This window comes from Parabacteroides acidifaciens, assembly GCF_003363715.1.
Taxonomy (GTDB): domain Bacteria; phylum Bacteroidota; class Bacteroidia; order Bacteroidales; family Tannerellaceae; genus Parabacteroides; species Parabacteroides acidifaciens.
Genome location: NZ_QREV01000041.1, coordinates 1 through 14,022, shown reverse-complemented (window position 1 = coordinate 14,022; position 14,022 = coordinate 1). Strand labels below are relative to the sequence as shown.

Here is a 14,022-nt window from a genome sequence, read left to right as displayed (position 1 = left end):
ATTTATCAAACTGTTCTGAAATAGTAAAAAATGTAATTTCTAAATAAATATGAAAGCAAATTTGTTTTTTTATTTTTTAAGTGATACTTTTGGTCAGAATATAAAACCGATTTATTTATTATCACGTTAAAGCATAAACTTAAAACCAAATATAAAGTATGAGTTATCTTAAATTTGACAAGACAGTCATGATAAATTTGGAGGAGTCTTTGACCCGTGAAGTCCTCCGAACAAACCGAAAGGGGGCCTATCATTGTACAACTGTCGTTGATTGTAATACAAGAAAATACCACGGACTGCTGGTAATGCCTGTTCCTGCAATAGATGACGACAACCACGTGTTGCTGTCGTCTATGGATGAAACGGTTATTCAGCATGGCGCGGAATTTAATCTTGGATTACATAAGTATCAGGGCAATAACTTTAGCCCGAAGGGACATAAATATATTCGTGAATATAGTTCGGAAACAGTGCCCCGGACCGTTTATCGTGTCGGTGGCGTTATCTTCTCGAAGGAAAAGGTCTTTTCCCTGTATGAAAACCGTATCATGATCAAGTACACTTTGGAAGATGCCCATTCGGCGACAACCTTGCGTTTCCGCCCGTTTCTGGCTTTCCGTAGTGTAAAATCCCTGACACAGGCGAATGGGAATGTGAATCAGAGTTTTGAAGAGGTTACGAATGGTATCAAGACTTGTATGTATCCCGGATATCCCGAGCTTTATATGCAATTCAACAAGAAAGTGAAATTTGTGTATGAGCCGAATTGGTATTTTGGAATAGAATATCCGAAAGAACAGGAGCGGGGATATCCGTATCAGGAAGACTTGTATGTGCCCGGTTACTTTGAAGTCCCGATCAAGAAAGGGGAATCGATTATTTTCAGTGCAGGCGACAGTGCTGTCACGACGACCCGCCTGAAAAGTTTGTATGAACAGGAGGTCGATGCCCGTACGCCGCGTACCAGCTTTTTCAACTGCCTGAAAAACTCGGCGCAGCAGTTCTATTTCCGTCCGAAAGAAGACGATGCTTATTTGCTGGCCGGCTATCCTTGGTTTAAAGTCCGTGCAAGAGATTTGTTCGTTGCTTTGCCGGGTTGTACCTTGTCTATCGACGACCCTGTCCGCTTTGAGAAAATCATGAGTACGGCTGTGCCTGCATTGCGTGCCTTCATGTCGCAGAATAGTTTAGATCCTGTGATCCGGGAGTTGGAACATCCGGATGTGCCTTTATGGGCAATCTGGGCTATCCAACAGTATGCAAAAGCTGTCGGCGTGGAAAAGGCCCGTGAGTTGTATGCCGATTTCGTACATGAAATACTGGAATATATTTCCGGCCAGAAACATCCGGATATGAAGTTGATGGATAACGGTTTGCTTTTTGCAAATGGCCGTGATAAAGCGATAACCTGGATGAACTCCACTATTAACGGAAAACCAGTGGTGTCCCGTTCCGGTTATATTGTAGAATTCAACTCTCTTTGGTATAATGCCCTTTGTTTCTATACGGAACTGGTCGGTGGTGCACCGGTTGAGAAGTATGACAAAATTATCAAGGCGCTGGATAAATCGTTCCCCGAAACATTCATAAACGGGTATAATTACTTGTTTGATTCGGTTAGCGGTTCAACGGTTGACTGGAGTGTCCGTCCGAATATGATCTTTGCTGTTGCGCTGACTTATTCTCCATTGACGAGAATGCAGAAACGGTCAGTGTTGGATATTGTGACGAAAGAGTTGTTGACGCCTAAGGGGTTACGCTCTCTGAGTCCGAAAAGTGGAGGATATAAACCATATTATGTCGGGCCGCAATATGAGCGGGATTTAGCTTATCATCAAGGTACGGCGTGGCCGTGGTTGCTGGGAGCTTATCTGGAGGCTTATCTCCGTGTGTTTGGAAAAGGCGGGGTGCCTTTCGCCGAACGTATGCTGATAAGCATGGAGGAGGAAATGTCATTGCATTGTATCGGGACAATTCCTGAATTGTTTGATGGTAACCCTCCGTTTACGGGTAGAGGAGCTATCTCGTTTGCAATGAATGTGGCTGCTATCCTCCGGGTAGTGGATTTGTTGAAGATGTATAATGCCGAATAAAACAGTACCATATGAAAGCATTAATGTTTGGATGGGAATTCCCTCCTCATATCCTGGGAGGTCTGGGTACGGCCAGTTTTGGTCTTACACGTGGAATGGCTATGCAGCCGGATATGGATATAACTTTTTGTATACCGAAGCCCTGGGGCGATGAAGACCAGAGTTTCCTGAAGATAATAGGGATGTGCAACGTCCCGATCGTATGGCGTGATGTCCAGATGGATTATGTCAGAGAACGACTGTCGAAATACATGGATCCGCAGAAATATTATGATCTTCGTGACCATATTTATGCAGACTTCAGTTACAGGCATGTAAATGACTTGGGATGCATGGAGTTTTCCGGGCGCTATCCTGATAACTTGCTGGAAGAGATCAACAACTATTCGATCGTCGCCGGCGTTGTGGCCCGTACGGAACAGTATGACATTATTCATGCGCACGACTGGCTGACTTATCCGGCCGGTATTCATGCCAAGAATGTGAGTGGTAAGCCTCTCGTGATCCATGTGCATGCAACCGACTATGACCGCAGCCGCGGGAATGTGAACCCGGATGTGTATGCCATCGAAAAGAACGGTATGGATAATGCGGACCATATTATTACGGTAAGTAACCTGACCCGGCAGACGGTGATCGAAAAATATCATCAGGACCCGTCAAAGGTGACGACTGTGCATAATGCCGTTGAACCGCTAAGTCAGGAGATTTTGTCCATCCAGGATAAAAAGGGTGTGAAAGATAAAGTGATCACCTTCTTGGGACGTATTACAATGCAGAAAGGACCTGAATACTTTGTGGAAGCAGCTGCCAAGGTGTTGGCGAAAGCCCCGCATGCCCGTTTCGTGATGGCCGGTAGCGGCGACATGATGGATCAGATGATCAACCTGGCGGCGATGCGTAATATTTCGGACCGTTTCCACTTCACCGGGTTTATGAAAGGTAAACAGGTGTACGAGGTGTTGAAAGCCAGTGATGTATATGTGATGCCTTCTGTTTCCGAACCGTTTGGTATTTCTCCGCTCGAAGCGATGCAGTGCGGTGTGCCTTCCATCATTTCCAAGCAATCCGGTTGTGCCGAGATTCTTGATTATGCAGTGAAGGTAGATTATTGGGATATCGAGGCGTTGGCAGATGCCATGTACGCCATTATTACCTATCCCGCCATGCATAAGTTCCTGCAAGAGGAAGGTAAGAAAGAGGTGGACAATATTAAATGGGAATATGCCGGACAAAAGGTTCGCCGCATCTATGATCAAGTATTGAATAAGTAACGACAAGAAAAAATAAAAAAATAAGATATTATGAAAACGATCTGCTTTTATTTTCAGATACATCAGCCGTTCCGTCTTAAAAGATACCGTTTCTTCGACATCGGCAACGATCATTATTATTATGATGATTTCCAGAATGAAGAAATTATCCGCCGTATAGCCGAACGCTGCTATTTGCCGGCTAATAAGGCTATTCTGGAGATGATTAAAACGAGTGGCGGCAAGTTTAAAGTGGCTTTCTCTATTTCGGGAATGGCATTGGAACAGATGGAAATCTATACACCGGAGGTAATCGACAGCTTTAAAGAACTGGCTGCAACCGGCAATGTGGAATTCCTGTCAGAAACATACGCTCACTCTTTGTCTTCTCTGGGTGACCCGGCTGAATTCAAACACCAGGTACAGAAACAGGAAGATAAGATCAAGAGTTTGTTCGGTGTTAAACCGAAGGTGTTCCGCAATACGGAACTGATCTATTCCGACGAGATTTCGGAGATGGTTTATGCAATGGGTTATAAAGGAATGTTGACTGAAGGGGCTAAACACATCTTAGGATGGAAGAGTCCGAACTATGTCTATTCTTCCTGCACGGAACCGAAATTGAAATTGCTGTTGAAGAACGACCGTTTCAGTGAAGACCTGTCCGACCGTTTCAGTAATTATAGTTGGAATGAATATCCGCTGACGGCTGATAAATATATATCCTGGATTGCTGCAACTCCGGATTCCGAACAGATTATCAATCTGTTTATGAATTATGAGGTGTTAGGTTCTCTGCACCCGGCAGAAACCGGAATCTTCGACTTCTTCAAGGCACTGCCTCGCTTTGCCGCTGAAAAGGGAATAGGTTTCTCTACTCCTTCGGAAGTGTTGGCTTTGATGAAACCGGTTGATTGTATTTCTGTTCCTTACCCGATGTCATGGGTGGATGAAGAAAGAGACTGCAGTTCCTGGTTGGGTAATGTTTTGCAGCAAGAGGCATTCCGCAAGCTGAATGAAATAGGCGAACGCGTACGCCTGTCGCAGACCCGCCGTATCCGCCAGGATTGGTATTATCTGCAGAGCAGCGACCATTTCTATTACATGAGTACAAAGCATATCGGTGCCGGATTCAGTCCGTACGACAATCCGTATGACGCTTTCAATAACTATATGAACGTCTTGTCGGACTTTATCGTTCGTGTGAATGCCGAATTCCCGGAAACAATAGAAAACGAAGAACTGAATTCTCTGTTGACAACAATCAAGAATCAGGGAGAAGAGATAGAGGAATTGCAGAAAGAACTTGATAAATGCAAGAAAAAAGTAGCAAAGAAAGCTGCTTCTGCTGAATAGAGGTAAAGTGGTAAAAGTAAAAACCGGGGCTTCCTTCTGGAAACCCCGGTTTTTTTATGTCTGTAATGTAAGGTCGATTTATCTGTATTCAATTGTTACAACACGTACTTCCATTGCATCTTTGTCGATACGCAACTTAACACCGGACGGTTTCAAGTAGTTTTCGATAGCGACGGTATAATCACTTGTTTGTCCGTAATAGTTTGTAGTCTTTCCTACTCTGCGTTCTACCGGAATAACACTGAGAACAAGGTCCTCGTCCGGAGAGTTCTCGATGTGAGCTTTGAGCAATTTTGCTATATTCCCAAATGTATAAGTTCGGGTAGAAGCCGTATATGGAGCTCTAAAAGAGGTTATACTATTTTCGACACTATTGCTTTTAAAGAAACTATCAACCGAATCCTTTGGCAAAATCAACAGGTTGGCAGGAGCTTCAAATGCATATTTCCAGTCTTCCTGCGGAAGCGCTTTCAATGAAAGCGCGAAGTTGCTGACGATACGGCCTTTAATGATAGGCGCGATATCCTGTGCAGGAATGGTCAGTTGAGTGTAAACACCTGCCGGACTCTTCAAATAAGCGATGCTGTCGTTCGGTTCCAAGAGATGGCTCATGTCGGTATTCTTAAAGCGGTTCAACTGGATTACTTCAGATGTGGCGCTAAATACTTCTGCTGTTTGTATGATTGAATCCTGGCCGGCAGAACCTTTCACTACATATTTATAAAATATGTTCATTTGGGTACCGTCAATGTTCAGGATATTTCCTGTCCCGTACGTGTTTGTTACATAAATACCCGGGAAGAATTCATTGAATGTGTTCTGATTCTTAAAGACTTCCGGTGTGTTGATTGTCGCTTCATAGAAACGTTGTCCGAGCTCCTGTGGCATACGGATGGTCACATTTGGCGAGTAAGTATATTCACCGGATGTGGTGTTTTTATCATTCCAAAGAGAGTCGGAAACGGCCAGATCACGTGCCGTATAAGTCTGCATGCCCAATGATTTCTGCATATTGCAATACTTTCCGGGATCGATATTTGTGTAGAAATCCCTTGTCAACGGTGTCGTAACTTCATAGAGTTGGACACGCATGGGCGTAAGAGAATCACCCGTCCAGCTTCTGCTGTAATATATTTTGAATTCAACAGAGTCTATTTTACCATTATATGGAGTTTCTCTGAACCGGAAGTTCTCCGGACTGTAGAACTGGCACATGAAATCGGATTTCAGGTTGCCGTATAAAGGATCGTAGATTTCTCCCAACGAACCATAAGTCGTTCGTGCATAAACAGAATCCGTAAGCATTGTGCTTGCTTTCATGTAGAATGTGTCCGCATGCACCAGCGGTCTGTCATTCTCCGGTTGGATACCGGTTCCTACCTGCGTCAACTCATCATTACACCCGCTCAAGATCGAGATCCCGAGACTCAGGCCAAGTATAAAAAGCTTGATTTTCATTTCTCTAAATTTATTTTGTGCCTAATACGACATCGTAGAATTCGTTGAATTTATCCATATAAACATCCGGAGACTGGTAAGGCAGGAACGGCGTGTTCTTTTTGGTCGCGATATAATCCAACACATCCTGGTTGATTGTCTCACTTCCCTGTATCACGCCGTCAGCGAAATCAATGGCAAGTTTTGTCAGTCCGGTGAAGCTGGTATCGGCCTTGATACCTTTCAGGTCGCTGTCTTTGGCTCCATCCATCTTTAATTTGCTTGCAAATTCCTTTCTGAACGGTGTTTTGAAGTCATCGTTATAAATAGAATAGACAATCTTTGCATTTTTGAGGCAAGGATCGTCGGCATACATACGTTTGATGTACAGGGCTGTTAGCGCTGACATCCATCCATGACAGTGAATCACGTCGGGTATCCAACGGAGCTTTTTCACTGTTTCCAATACACCACGAACATAGAAGATCGAGCGGTCGTCGTTATCCTCGTATTCGTTTCCATCATCATCGCTTATAGTATGTTTTCTTTGGAAGAAATCTTCATTGTCAATGAAGTATACCTGCATGCGGGCTGCCTGAATGGACGCTACCTTTATAATCAACGGGTGGTCGGTATCATCAATGATAAGATTCATACCCGAAAGGCGAATCACTTCGTGCAATTGGTTACGGCGCTCGTTGATGCTGCCGAATTTAGGCATGAAAGTCCTGATTTCACGACCGCGCTCCTGTATGCCTTGCGGCAGGTTTCTGCATATCGTTGCAATCTCGGATTCGGGAAGGTAGGGTGTTATTTCTTGAGCTATAAACAAGATTTTTTTTGCATCCATTCTGTAAACTAGTTTTATAAAGACGCTACAAAGATACAAAATTTCTTTCATTTACCGCAATTATTTATTTGCTTTGCACCGTCAATAAGCATCTAAGGGATGAAAATAGTAAACAGTATTAAAGAATTAAAGAGTTATCTCGCTGAAGAAAAGCGTAATAACAAGCAAATCGGCTTTGTTCCCACTATGGGGGCATTGCACAACGGACACCTGAGCCTGGTCGAACGTTGTGTGAAGGAAAACGACGTATGTGTGGTCAGCGTCTTTGTTAATCCGACCCAGTTTAACGACAAGCATGACCTTGAAACTTATCCGCGTACGCTGGATCAGGACTGCGCTTTGTTAGAGCCGGCCGGTTGTGACTATGTGTTTGCCCCGTCGGCAGAAGAAATGTATCCGGAGCCGGATACCCGTACGTTCGATTTCGGGACGGTGTCGGCAGTTATGGAAGGGGCGCGTCGGCCCGGCCATTTTAACGGGGTCGCCCAGATTGTGAGCAAGCTCTTTTATGTGGTCGAACCGGATAATGCCTATTTCGGCGAAAAAGATTTCCAGCAGATTGCTGTGATTCGCGCGATGGTGAAACAGTTGGATATCCCGGTGAAAATCAATGCCTGTCCGATTTTACGCGAGGCGGACGGCCTGGCTTTAAGCAGTCGGAATGTACGTTTGACGCCGGAACAACGTCAAAAAGCACCGTTAATAGCTCGTACGTTAAAAGAAAGTACTAACTTTGCGCCCGAAAAGAGTGTGCAGGAGGTGATAGATTATGTTATCGATACGATAAATGCCGATCCTGTCATGCGGGTGGAATACTATGAGATTGTAGATGGCTACACGATGGAATCCATCCGGAACTGGTCCGATACGACTTATCCCGTGGGATGTATTACCGTATATTGCGGAGAGGTTCGTCTGATAGATAATATTAAGTACTAAAATAGACTTGTGAATTATGTTTTTGCTTTCCTTGCGAAATAAAAGTTTCATATAAGTGAAACAATAGTTTCCTGCCCATGAAACTCCAGTTTCATGCCTATGGAACAAAAGTTTCATGCTGGTGAAACAAAAGTTTCAAGCAAGGGGAACAAGTGAAACTAAATAATTCAGAAATTGGAATCATAACTCATATCGTATGTTAATAGAAGTAGTTAAATCAAAGATTCACCGGGTGACGGTCACGGAGGCCAACTTGAATTATATCGGCAGTATTACGGTCGATGAGGATTTGTTGGACGCCGCTAATCTGATTGCCAACGAGAAAGTATCTATTGTGAACAACAATAACGGCGAACGCCTTGAGACCTATATTATTAAAGGAAAACGAGGCTCTGGTATGGTTTGCCTGAACGGGGCGGCAGCACGAAAGGCACAGCCCGGCGATATCATCATCATCATGTCTTATGCCCTGATGGATTTTGAGGAAGCGAAAACATTTAAGCCGTCTGTTGTGTTCCCCGATACGGCGACAAATAGGCTGATATGAAACATCGGTAGCTGATAATAAATGCAAAAGCATATAGAAAAAGCTCGTCTGATGTGACGGGCTTTTTTTATGAGTATAAACATCCCATTCGAAAATAAACTGTATGTACACGAATAAACAAATCTGGAATGTAAGTTATCCTATCTTTTTAAGCCTTTTAGCGCAGAATGTTATCAACGTAACAGATACTGCGTTTTTAGGGCGGGTAGGCGAGGTTGAACTGGGCGCATCGGCGATGGGCGGTTTGTTCTATATCTGTGCCTTTACGATTGCTTTCGGTTTCAGTACCGGGTCGCAGATTATCATGGCCCGGCGCAATGGAGAGCGGAATTACAGGGAAGTCGGGCCGGTGATGATACAGGGCGTCTTCTTCCTGCTTGCGTTAGCGGCAGTCATGTTTACGTTGTCCCGTCTGTTTGCGGGTGATATTATGCGGGGACTGATTTCTTCCGATACGATTCTGTCTGCTACGGAAGAGTTTCTGGACTGGCGCGTGTTCGGTTTCTTTTTCTCTTTTGTGAATGTGATGTTCCGTGCTTTGTTCATCGGTATTACGCGCACAAAGGTGTTGACGTTGAATGCGATTGTGATGGCGCTGACCAATGTCTTGCTCGACTATCTGTTGATATTCGGACATTGGGGATTTCCGGAATTAGGGATTAAGGGAGCGGCTATTGCGTCGGTGATGGCGGAGGCTGTTTCGATTGTGTTTTATATGATTTATACTCGGGTGACGGTGGATATCAAGAAGTATGCCTTGAACCAGTTCCGTTCGTTCGATGTCAAGCTGCTGAGGCATGTGTTGGGTATTTCCATCTTCACGATGTTGCAGTATTTCATATCGCTTAGTACCTATTTCATGCTTTTCGTGGCGGTGGAACATCTGGGACAGCGGGAGCTGGCGGTTGCGAATATTGTCCGCAGTGTCTATATTGTCTTGTTGATTCCTGTCAATTCCTTGTCGACGGCGACGAATACATTCGTAAGTAACAGCATCGGTGCGGGTCATAAAGATCAGGTGATACCGATTATCCGTCATATTACCTGGATTTCGTTGGGGATCATGGCGGTGTTTGTTTCTGTCACCTGTTTGATTCCGTCTACGATCCTGTCGGTTTATACGAATGACGCGTCTTTGATCGAGGCGTCTGTGCCTTCGCTTTATGTCATTTCCGGCGCTCTGTTGATCGGGGCGGTTGCCAATATCGTATTTAACGGGGTGACAGGTACGGGAAATACGCGTTCCGCCTTTACCATGGAGTTGGTTACGCTTGTTTTTTATACCTTGTTTATATATGTAGCGGGAATGCGTTTGCATCTGCCGGTAGCCATTTGCTTCCTGACCGAGGTTGTTTATTATACCGGTCTGTTGGTGTCAAGCGTTGTCTATCTGAAGAAAGCTTCCTGGCAGAATAAGAAAATCTGAAGCTATTTTGTCCGGGCAATCTCCTGCTTTATTCATCAGTTTTTCTTACCTTTGCCCCTCATTCAAAGAATAGAAGATAAAATAAATATACATACGAATTATGTTTGAGAACTTAAGCGAAAGGTTAGACAGATCGTTTAAACTGTTGAAGGGTGAAGGTAAGATTACGGAAATCAATGTGGCGGAAACATTGAAAGATGTACGTAAAGCATTACTTGACGCCGACGTAAACTATAAAGTGGCCAAGAGTTTCACCGACACGGTGAAGGTGAAGGCGTTAGGACAGAATGTGCTTACATCCGTTAAGCCCAGCCAGTTGATGGTTAAGATCGTGCATGACGAACTGGCCGAACTGATGGGAGGGACGGCTACCGAACTGGAACTGGCGGGTAATCCGTCAATCATCCTGATGTCCGGTCTGCAAGGGTCCGGTAAAACGACCTTTACGGGTAAGCTGGCAAATTTGCTGAAGACTAAGAAAAATAAGAAGCCGCTGTTGGCTGCCTGCGACGTGTATCGTCCGGCCGCTATCGAGCAGTTGCGCGTGGTCGGCGAACAGGTCGGCGTGCCTGTTTACATGGAACTGGAGAATAAGAATCCGGTGGAGATCGCCATGAACGCAATTCGCGAAGCACGTGCAAAAGGAAACGATGTGGTGATTGTCGATACCGCCGGCCGTCTGGCTATCGACGAGCAGATGATGAAAGAGATCGCAGCTATCAAGAGCGCTATCCAGCCGGATGAGACCTTGTTCGTGGTCGACTCCATGACCGGACAGGATGCTGTCAACACGGCGAAGGAATTTAACGAACGCCTGGATTTCGACGGCGTTGTCCTGACCAAGCTCGATGGTGATACACGCGGTGGTGCCGCCCTTTCTATCCGTACGGTGGTCGACAAACCGATCAAGTTTGTCGGAACCGGTGAAAAGATGGATGCGCTGGATATTTTCCATCCCGAACGTATGGCAGACCGTATCCTCGGCATGGGTGATATCGTTTCGTTGGTGGAACGTGCCCAGGAACAGTATGACGAAGAAGAAGCCAAACGCCTGCAGAAGAAGATTGCCAAGAACCAGTTCGACTTTAATGACTTCATCGCTCAGATACAGCAGATCAAGAAGATGGGTAACCTGAAGGAACTGGCATCCATGATTCCGGGTGTGGGCAAAGCCCTGAAAGATGTGGATATCGACGATAATGCTTTCAAGAGCATCGAAGCGATCATCTATTCCATGACTCCGGACGAACGTGTCAATCCGGCTATCCTGAACGGTTCACGCCGCCAGCGTATCGCCAAGGGTAGCGGCACGACCATCCAGGAAGTGAACAAGCTGATCAAGCAGTTCGACGAAACGCGTAAGATGATGCGTATGCTGACTGCCGCCAAACCGGGAAGCAAGAAATTCCCTTCATTTAAAAGATAAATCCGAAAAGATAATAGAATATGGAAGAGCAACAGTACAAACTATTGGATGGAAAGGCTGTTTCTGCCCAGATGAAGCAGGAGATGGCTGAAGAAGTAGCTCAGATCAAGGCTGCAGGCGGTAAGATTCCGCATTTGGCGGCTATTTTGGTCGGTCATGACGGCGGTAGCGAGACGTATGTCGCCAGCAAGGTGAAAACCTGCAATGAGATCGGTTTCAAGTCGACACTGATCCGTTACGAAAGCGATGTGACCGAGGAAGAACTTCTGCGCAAAGTGGACGAATTGAATAACGACCCCGATGTGGACGGATTCATCGTGCAGCTTCCTTTGCCGAAGCATATCTCTGAACAGAAGATCATCGAAGCGATCGACTATCGTAAAGATGTGGACGGTTTCCATCCGATCAATGTGGGACGCATGTCCATTGGTCTTCCTTGTTTCGTGTCGGCTACTCCGGCCGGTATTCTGGAACTGTTGCGCCGTTATGAAATCCCGACACGCGGCAAACATTGCGTAGTCTTAGGGCGTAGCAATATCGTGGGCAAGCCGATGGCAACCCTGATGATGCAGAAGGCTTATCCGGGTGACTGCACGGTTACTGTCTGCCACAGCCGTTCGGAAAACCTGAAAGAGATGTGCCAGAGTGCCGATATTATTATCGTAGCTTTGGGTGTGCCTGAATTCCTGAAAGGCGATATGGTGAAAGATGGCGTTGTGATTGTTGATGTCGGAACGACCCGTGTACCGGATGCAAGCCGTAAAAGCGGCTTTAAGCTGACGGGCGATGTCAAGTTTGACGAAGTTGCTCCCAAAGCGTCTTATATCACGCCGGTTCCGGGAGGTGTCGGTCCGATGACAATCATCTCTTTGATGCGTAATACCCTTCTGGCAGGGAAGAAAGCTATTTATAAATAATATAGTGGGGTTGCCTCGACATACCTTGTTCCCGCGCTTGACGCGGGATCGCAAAGGAACAAGCCTTATGATGAATAAGATTTGTTCCTTTGTCGTTTATTTATTCCTTTTTAGTTGCCTGCCGCTCTCCGCCCAGGACTCGCTGACAATCTTGTTTGCGGGGGATGCCATGATGCACCAGACACAGCTCGATAATACCCGGAAAGGAGATTCTTTTGATCTGAGCGGTTACTTTTCGAATATAGAGAAAGAGGTGAAGGCTGCGGATATTGCTGTCGTGAACTTTGAGGTTCCGTTGGGAGGGAGACCTTATAGCGGTTATCCCGCTTTCAGTGCGCCGGAAGACTTTGCTTTGGCTTTACAGAAGGCGGGTTTCGATTTCTTCCTGTTAGCAAATAATCATTGTCTTGACAGGCGGACACGAGGACTTGTGCGTACTATCCGGATGCTGGATTCCCTCGAGATACGTCATACCGGGACTTTCCTGGATCGTGGCCATCGGCATTGTACGTATCCGATGCTGCTCCGCAAGAAGGATTTCCGTATCATTATGCTTAATTATACTTATGATACCAACGGTCTGACGGTCGATACGCCCCGTATTGTCAACTATATCGACAAACAGGTGATGGAAGCGGATATTGTCGAAGCCAAACTTTTTAATCCTGACTTTATTATTGCCAATATGCATTGGGGATTGGAATACGAGCAGATGCCTTCCCGTGAACAACGCCGGTTGGCAGACTGGTTGCTGGGGCAAGGTGTGGATTTGGTTATCGGTTGCCATCCGCATGTCGTCCAACCTATGGAACTTCGGAAAGGGGAGGACGGCGTCCCCGATCGTTTGGTCGTCTACTCATTAGGCAATTTTATCTCAAACATGAGCCGGGAACATACGGACGGAGGTGCAATGGTAAAAGTAGTCTTGTGCCGGAAAGGGCTGCGCCGGTATATTGCCTCCGCACAATATTCATTGGTTTATTCCTCCCGGTATGTAAATAAACGGGGAAAAGAAGATATCCGGGTCGTTCCGGCGGCATCTTGGTCGGAGAAGAATCAAAATGGCTCTTTTTCAGTCGATTCAGCATTAATTAAGTATGTAAAGAATACCCGTTTGCTTCTAAATGGAAACAATAAAGCGGTTGATGAGTATGTTTTTGATTAAAAAAAGTGTCCGGAATGTTTGGCACTTAAAATAAAATATCTATCTTTGCACCGTCTTAAAGGAAACGTGGTTCGTTAAGATAAACATGGTGAGAGTAGCTCAGTTGGTTAGAGCATCGGATTGTGGTTCCGAGGGTCGTGGGTTCGAGCCCCATCTTTCACCCGTAAGGCTATCCTGAAAAGGATGGCCTTTTTTATTATGTCCATTCATCGGTAGCTGATTTAGGGCTCACCCGATATTTCTTGGGGACGCAGACGGGCGCAGATTACGCAGAGGAACGCAGACTTATTTTCTTTTAAAACAATAAATGATCTGCGTTTGTCTGCGTCGTCTGCAGTACTTCATGGGTTTATAGTGCCGTAAAGGAATGAATAACCCGGCAGATAGAATGAGCGATGCGGAATGTGTGCCCCTTCCATACCTACCCGCTATTCATGTCACAGCTGTGAAACAAAAGAAATCCAACCGTAACATAGAAGGAATACAGTTGTGACATAAAAGGAATACAGCCGTAACATACAATAGAGGACGATTGGCGTGACCTTTCCTGAAATCAGTTTACAGATTAAACAATTATAACTAAACTCAATTTACATAACAAAGATTAAAACCT

The 14,022-nt window shown here is 45.4% G+C and carries 11 protein-coding genes and 1 tRNA gene; 10 read left to right on the top strand and 2 right to left on the bottom strand.

All coding sequences use genetic code 11. The features are described 5' to 3' along the window. The first annotated feature begins 158 nt into the window (after positions 1 to 158). From DWU89_RS14840 to DWU89_RS14830, 3 genes are read left to right on the top strand one after another with little or no spacing between them, the layout of a single operon-like run. On the top strand, positions 159 to 2,093 hold the full coding sequence (locus DWU89_RS14840; protein ID WP_115500417.1) for a glycogen debranching enzyme N-terminal domain-containing protein: 1,935 nt from the start codon (positions 159 to 161) through the stop codon (positions 2,091 to 2,093). Positions 2,094 to 2,104: 11 nt separating this feature from the next. After that, positions 2,105 to 3,367, top strand: coding sequence for a glycosyltransferase (locus tag DWU89_RS14835; RefSeq protein WP_115500416.1), 1,263 nt, complete (start codon positions 2,105 to 2,107; stop codon positions 3,365 to 3,367). A gap of 30 nt (positions 3,368 to 3,397) precedes the next feature. Further along, positions 3,398 to 4,702, top strand: a complete 1,305-nt coding sequence (locus tag DWU89_RS14830; protein WP_115500415.1) for a glycoside hydrolase family 57 protein — start codon at positions 3,398 to 3,400, stop codon at positions 4,700 to 4,702. Positions 4,703 to 4,780: 78 nt separating this feature from the next. Here the strand turns inward: DWU89_RS14830 and DWU89_RS14825 are convergent, their stop codons facing one another. Together DWU89_RS14825 and DWU89_RS14820 are read right to left on the bottom strand one after the other, a co-directional pair. Then, the gene (locus DWU89_RS14825; RefSeq protein ID WP_115500414.1) at positions 4,781 to 6,160 is read right to left on the bottom strand and encodes a DUF4270 domain-containing protein; all 1,380 of its coding nucleotides are present in this window, start codon (positions 6,158 to 6,160) and stop codon (positions 4,781 to 4,783) included. Positions 6,161 to 6,170: 10 nt separating this feature from the next. Then, complete coding sequence (locus DWU89_RS14820) at positions 6,171 to 6,989, bottom strand: glycogen/starch synthase (RefSeq protein ID WP_115500413.1); 819 nt, start codon at positions 6,987 to 6,989, stop codon at positions 6,171 to 6,173. Between the two features lie 99 nt (positions 6,990 to 7,088). Here DWU89_RS14820 and panC point away from each other — a divergent pair, with 99 nt between their 5' ends. From panC to DWU89_RS14785, 7 genes are all read left to right on the top strand, one after another. Further along, on the top strand, positions 7,089 to 7,928 hold the full coding sequence (gene panC, locus DWU89_RS14815) for a pantoate--beta-alanine ligase (protein WP_115500412.1): 840 nt from the start codon (positions 7,089 to 7,091) through the stop codon (positions 7,926 to 7,928). A 196-nt stretch (positions 7,929 to 8,124) separates the two neighbouring features. Then, the gene (gene panD / locus DWU89_RS14810; protein WP_115500411.1) at positions 8,125 to 8,475 is read left to right on the top strand and encodes an aspartate 1-decarboxylase; all 351 of its coding nucleotides are present in this window, start codon (positions 8,125 to 8,127) and stop codon (positions 8,473 to 8,475) included. A 103-nt stretch (positions 8,476 to 8,578) separates the two neighbouring features. Beyond that, the gene (locus DWU89_RS14805) at positions 8,579 to 9,901 is read left to right on the top strand and encodes an MATE family efflux transporter (RefSeq protein WP_115500410.1); all 1,323 of its coding nucleotides are present in this window, start codon (positions 8,579 to 8,581) and stop codon (positions 9,899 to 9,901) included. Between the two features lie 100 nt (positions 9,902 to 10,001). Then, the gene (gene ffh, locus DWU89_RS14800; protein WP_115500409.1) at positions 10,002 to 11,327 is read left to right on the top strand and encodes a signal recognition particle protein; all 1,326 of its coding nucleotides are present in this window, start codon (positions 10,002 to 10,004) and stop codon (positions 11,325 to 11,327) included. A 20-nt stretch (positions 11,328 to 11,347) separates the two neighbouring features. Further along, a complete protein-coding gene (folD, locus tag DWU89_RS14795; protein ID WP_115500408.1) occupies positions 11,348 to 12,244 on the top strand; it encodes a bifunctional methylenetetrahydrofolate dehydrogenase/methenyltetrahydrofolate cyclohydrolase FolD in 897 nt (298 codons plus the stop codon). Between the two features lie 67 nt (positions 12,245 to 12,311). Next, on the top strand, positions 12,312 to 13,409 hold the full coding sequence (locus DWU89_RS14790; RefSeq protein ID WP_244205922.1) for a CapA family protein: 1,098 nt from the start codon (positions 12,312 to 12,314) through the stop codon (positions 13,407 to 13,409). Positions 13,410 to 13,497: 88 nt separating this feature from the next. Beyond that, a tRNA-His gene (locus DWU89_RS14785) sits at positions 13,498 to 13,571 on the top strand. Positions 13,572 to 14,022: the final 451 nt, after the last annotated feature.

What these genes read in the sequence shown, in the direction of transcription:
- panD (WP_115500411.1), top strand. Translation starts at nt 8,125, where the DNA reads ATGTTAATAGAAGTAGTTAAATCAAAGATTCACCGGGTGACGGTCACG.
- DWU89_RS14820 (WP_115500413.1), bottom strand. Translation starts at nt 6,989, where the DNA reads ATGGATGCAAAAAAAATCTTGTTTATAGCTCAAGAAATAACACCCTAC.
- folD (WP_115500408.1), top strand. Translation starts at nt 11,348, where the DNA reads ATGGAAGAGCAACAGTACAAACTATTGGATGGAAAGGCTGTTTCTGCC.
- ffh (WP_115500409.1), top strand. Translation starts at nt 10,002, where the DNA reads ATGTTTGAGAACTTAAGCGAAAGGTTAGACAGATCGTTTAAACTGTTG.
- DWU89_RS14835 (WP_115500416.1), top strand. Translation starts at nt 2,105, where the DNA reads ATGAAAGCATTAATGTTTGGATGGGAATTCCCTCCTCATATCCTGGGA.
- DWU89_RS14840 (WP_115500417.1), top strand. Translation starts at nt 159, where the DNA reads ATGAGTTATCTTAAATTTGACAAGACAGTCATGATAAATTTGGAGGAG.
- DWU89_RS14830 (WP_115500415.1), top strand. Translation starts at nt 3,398, where the DNA reads ATGAAAACGATCTGCTTTTATTTTCAGATACATCAGCCGTTCCGTCTT.
- DWU89_RS14805 (WP_115500410.1), top strand. Translation starts at nt 8,579, where the DNA reads ATGTACACGAATAAACAAATCTGGAATGTAAGTTATCCTATCTTTTTA.
- DWU89_RS14825 (WP_115500414.1), bottom strand. Translation starts at nt 6,160, where the DNA reads ATGAAAATCAAGCTTTTTATACTTGGCCTGAGTCTCGGGATCTCGATC.
- panC (WP_115500412.1), top strand. Translation starts at nt 7,089, where the DNA reads ATGAAAATAGTAAACAGTATTAAAGAATTAAAGAGTTATCTCGCTGAA.
- DWU89_RS14790 (WP_244205922.1), top strand. Translation starts at nt 12,312, where the DNA reads ATGATGAATAAGATTTGTTCCTTTGTCGTTTATTTATTCCTTTTTAGT.